Source organism: uncultured Methanobrevibacter sp., assembly GCF_937906425.1.
GTDB lineage: Archaea > Methanobacteriota > Methanobacteria > Methanobacteriales > Methanobacteriaceae > Methanobrevibacter.
In genome coordinates this window covers 1-4,492 of sequence record NZ_CALCYR010000200.1, presented here as the reverse complement: position 1 = coordinate 4,492, position 4,492 = coordinate 1, and the positions used below count along the sequence as shown (strand labels likewise).

The following is a 4,492-nucleotide window of genomic DNA, read 5'->3' as shown; positions in this document are numbered from 1 at the left end:
CCCCAATCCCCAATCCCCAATCCCCAATCCCCAATCACAAAAATAATTTATTTTATTTTAATATTATAAAATAAAAAATATAAAATATAATTATTATTAAATAAAAATAATTATTTTAAAATAATAAAAATTATTATTTTATCCATTTATTTCATTAAAAAATAAAAAATGTTGAATTTAGTAGGAAATATTGTTGGTAAAGCAGTTAGTAGTACAGTTAATACAGTTAATAGAGTTCTCAATCCTCAAATTCAAACTCAGCAGCCTCAAATTTTAGGAATGCAAATAATAAGAATAATTCCAAGATTACCTTCCTATTTCATTGGTGATTATGTCGAAGGTCAAGTTGAATTAATTATTACAAATGTACAACTAATATTAAACGATATAAATTTAATCCTTAATTCTTCCCAAATGTGGACGTCATATTTCGAAGATACTCGTATGAGACTCGAAGAAAAGAAGCCAGAAGTAATAGTCTCAATAAATTTAAATATTAAATCTCAATTAAATATTAATTCAGATATAATAACACTTAACCCTGGTACATATACTTTTGGCTTTAGATTTAAAATCCCTGATGGTATTAATCCTTCCTTTGAATTTCCGGGAACAGAAGGACAAGCCCATATAAGATATGCTCTAGTAGCGAATATTATTTCTCCTTATACTAATACATCTACCTCGACTTATCTCATAATAAAAAGAAGACAAAAAATAGAAATGAATAAACAAGTATCATTTACTGCTGAAAGTCTCGTTCATAAATGGGGATTATTCGATGGAGGAAAAACTGCGATGAAAATAACATCAGTAAATGGCACTGATAATTTCAAATTTGGTGAAGATGTTAAATTTGATATAAATATTGATAATACTAAAGGAAAAATGAACTCTGCCGAATGCAAAGCTGTTTTAACTAGAGAAGTAGTATTTAAAAGTAATTTCGTAGAAAATAAAAGAACAATAAAAAACGAAATATTAACTAAAACAGTAAAAACTTGTGCTAAATCAGGAGAAAATAAAAGCTTTCCTTTTACTTTAAGTTTAAAAAATATTGAAAATAAAAATTTTAATACTCAATCAGCGAATATACCTTATACTAACGTTGTAGATCTCAACTATTTTATACCAACAATAAACACATTTATCTTAGAATGCAAATATACTCTTGAATTCACCTTAGATTTCGAAAAGTTTGTGAAAAACAGTGATTTACCCAAAGTTACTATGAATATAATAATATGCCATCAATCAATGGATGAATATAACCAAGAAATGAATCAAAGATATAATATGAATTATAATAGTGGAATGAATAATCCACCTTTTAATCAAATGAATATGAATATGAATGTACCACCGATGAATAATGATAATCCTCCTCCACCTGTTAGTCAAATGAGTAATGTTATTAATAATAATATGAATAATTTTAACACTCAGGAGGATGAATTACCTAGTATGGAAGAAATTGAACATAATAATTATAATCAACAACAAAATCAGTTTAATAATTTTGATAATAATAATTATAATAATAATCAATGAAAATAATTAATTTCCAAAATAAATAAATTATTTATTCTTATAAGTTAAATAATTATATTATTTGAATAAAGTTAAAAAAAACTAATAAGGAGAATCATTATTTTTAATGTTTTCCCTAATATTTTCATGCTGTTTTCTTGAAAGTCCGTTCTGATTGGTTTCATTTCTCAATTTTTCAATTATCTCATAGGTTGGAGTGGCTACAGGACAGTTTTCAGTACACATTCCACATAATGTACACATATACAATCCGGAATCTACGCTTACCTCATTATTCCTTAAAAATTTACTTAAAGCAACTCCGCGACCGCCAAGATAACTGGAATAACCAAATTCATTTCCCAGAATATTATAGACTGGACAGCTTACAATGCAATTTCCACAACCAATGCACCATAAACACTCCTTGATTGCCTCCTTTCTACCGTTATCAAGAAGAATTACAGCTACCTTCTCTGCACCATACATATTTTTAAGCATCTTCTTTTCAATGTCTGCAGTTTTAGAAGGGCCGGATACAATATTCATATAGGAGGTTACAGGCTTTCCTGTTGCAAATGCAGCCTCCAATTTAGCTATTGAAACCGCATCCTCAATATAGGGAACCAACTTGTCTATTCCTGCAACGATTATATGTAATTTTTTGGATTGGACAATGCTTATGTTTCCCTCATTATGAATCATTAGAATCGAACCTTCATTTGCAGCAATTGCATTTGAACCGCTGATTCCAATATGTGAATTTTCAAGCAAATCCAATACATCCTCCCTTACAGCTTCCATGATTGGTCTTGGATTGGCTGGCAAATCAAGATCCATTGATTCATTGATAATCTCTGCAATGTCCTCAACCTTTAGATGGGAAGCGGGACCTGTAGGATGAACCGGACTATTGTCACCCTTTTTAAGCTGAAGGATACGATCTCCCAAATCTGTTTCTATGACATGATAATTCTTTTGCTTTAAAAAGTCACTTGCCCCAATTTCACGTAGGGTATTTGACTTGGATTTGGCTATATAAACATTATTTTCATCAATTTTATCATTGGACCTTATTTCATTTTCTATAAGTTGGCCCAAAATATCCAATGCTTCAGTTTCATCATTTGCATAAAAACAGTCAATTTCATTATCCCTAAAGCTTTCCTTAACGGTTTCAAGGAGTTCATCATTCCTTTCAATGGCTTCCTGCCTGATTTTTATAACCCTTTCCTTAAGGACTTCAATTTCCGGAGACCTTGAAAGAGCTTCAATTTTTACTCTTAAATCATTAAAGACCTTTCTCATTGATTCTATTTCCTTTTCATTCATGATTGGCCTCCCTTATCTTTTCATCTGAAGTGAGATTATGAGAATCTTTTCCCTTAAAAGTGAGATTATGAGAATCTTTTTCCTTAAAAGTGAGATTATGAGAATCTTTTCCCTTAAAAGTAAAGTTTTGAGAATCTTTTTTATTATTCAAACACATTAAAAGAAATTCAGACAAGTCTAAAACTTCCAAGCTTTCACTGTTGGAGGATAAATTCAACTTACAAAATGGACATGCACTGACCAATAGGTCTGCACCGGTCTCTTCAGCCTCCTTAATTCTTAATTTAGCAATTGAATTGGACAAATCACCATAGGCTGACTTTACTCCACCGCCTGAACCGCAACATCTGGACTTTTCCCTAATGTTTTCCATTTCAGCAAGATTTGAAACAGATTTAATTACATTGCGCGGAGCATCAAACTCTCCTGCATGTCTGCCTAAATGACATGGATCGTGGTATGTAACTGTCAAGCCCTTTAAATCATCCCCTGATTGCAAATCCAATTTTCCATCCACAATCAATTGATTCAATAGCTGAGAGATATGAATTACTTCCAAATCAATGCCTAAGAACTTCTTATAATCCTCTTTTAAAGTCTTGTAACAACCTGCACAGGATGTAAGAATGGATTTTCCATTTAAATCCATTGCAGTCTTTTTCATCTGATTAACTGCATCTTCCCTAAAACCAGTTCTAAGTAAAACGGAACCACAACACTTTTCATCTTGCAAAACTTCATATTCAATACCTGCAGTCCTTAATATCTCTTCTGTAGCATCTGATATTGAATTAAGCTTTTCACGTGCTGTACAACCTCTAAAATATAATAACATAATCTAACCTAATAAAAAATAAAAAACTTATATTAAGACTAGAATTAAAAAAATAGTATTTTTTAGATTTATCAAAAACAAAAATCAATAAATCTAAAAAATATTATTGAAATAATTCTTTTTAAACAAAAACTTATAAACAATACTTAAAAAAATAATAAGAATAATAAAAATAATGAAATAATCAATAATAATTATTCATTATCCTCATCATCAAGTTCTATTTCATTTTCAATAGCTATATGCCTTACTAAATTAGTCATATCCTGATTCATCTTGTCGATTTTAATGTATAACCTGAAAAGAGCATAGAAAGATACTCCAAGACCTGCAACAATAAGCAAATCCAGACCTCTGCTAAAGCCAAAGAATCCTGCAAGAGGATCACTTACTCTAGGCTCAAATGCAAAGAACAAAACAACCAGCCATACAATTACCCATAATGCAAAGGTTGCTGGAGTTGACTTTTTGCTTCTCACTCTTGTATACATGAAAAATAATGCAAAAACCATTACAATGATTAATAAAATCTGATATATGCGAAATGGTCCAATAATAATAACACTACCTTGATTCTTTTAATTTAATTCAACCACTAAAATTAAACTCTAAATAAGTAACTTAATAAAATACTAATTTCCAATTATTAAACTCTAAATAAGTAACTTAATAAAATACTAATTTCGATTATTAAACCTAATAAGTAACTTAATAAAATACTAATTTCGATTATTAAACCTAATAAGTAACTTAATAAAATACTAATTTCGATTATTAAACCTAATAAGTAACTTA

3 protein-coding genes and 1 pseudogene are annotated in these 4,492 nt (G+C 29.6%); 1 reads left to right on the top strand and 3 read right to left on the bottom strand.

Translation table 11 applies throughout. From position 1 onward, the window contains the following. Positions 1-168 precede the first annotated feature (168 nt). Positions 169-1,551 (top strand): hypothetical protein, encoded by a 1,383-nt coding sequence (locus Q0138_RS05775; protein WP_297981967.1) that lies wholly within the window; start codon positions 169-171, stop codon positions 1,549-1,551. Positions 1,552-1,632: 81 nt separating this feature from the next. On the opposite strand, the gene Q0138_RS05770 is transcribed toward Q0138_RS05775, so the two are convergent. The 3 genes and pseudogenes from Q0138_RS05770 to Q0138_RS05760 form a co-directional block, all read right to left on the bottom strand. After that, positions 1,633-2,862: an LUD domain-containing protein gene (locus Q0138_RS05770; protein WP_297981965.1), complete on the bottom strand. Its 1,230-nt coding sequence runs from the start codon at positions 2,860-2,862 to the stop codon at positions 1,633-1,635. A 157-nt stretch (positions 2,863-3,019) separates the two neighbouring features. Continuing rightward, positions 3,020-3,697: pseudogene (locus Q0138_RS05765) on the bottom strand ((Fe-S)-binding protein); the annotation flags it as partial. 194 nt (positions 3,698-3,891) lie between these two features. Continuing rightward, positions 3,892-4,227 (bottom strand): DUF2304 family protein, encoded by a 336-nt coding sequence (locus tag Q0138_RS05760; RefSeq protein WP_297981969.1) that lies wholly within the window; start codon positions 4,225-4,227, stop codon positions 3,892-3,894. Between the last annotated feature and the right edge of the window lie 265 nt (positions 4,228-4,492).